The organism is Limimaricola sp. G21655-S1 (assembly GCF_027213785.1).
GTDB lineage: Bacteria > Pseudomonadota > Alphaproteobacteria > Rhodobacterales > Rhodobacteraceae > Limimaricola.
On the sequence record NZ_JAPWGO010000250.1, the window covers coordinates 1 to 267 of the forward strand.

Genomic DNA, 267 nt, shown 5'->3' on the forward strand with positions numbered 1-267 from the left:
CCATTCGCTCATGCCTTTGACGCGGGCCGTGGTGATATATTCTGCCGAGAGCTGCTCCAGCATAAAAGAGCGCGTCATCCGGCTGATGTAGGCCAGCGAGTAATAGCCCAAGATCGATGCGGGCAGCACGATATGGGAAAAGGCATCCCAAAAGGCCCCCCAGTCACCTGCGATAATCGAATCCACTAGGATCATACCAGTGACAGACGGGATCATATCTTCGTAAAATATCCCCTGTCGTCCGGGGCCGCCGACCCAGCCGAGCAT

General features: G+C 55.8%; 1 protein-coding gene. It reads right to left on the minus strand.

Translation table 11 applies throughout. The features are described 5' to 3' along the window. Positions 1-267 (minus strand): ABC transporter permease subunit (locus O4G76_RS20655; RefSeq protein WP_269398995.1); only part of this gene is annotated, 267 nt, incomplete at both ends.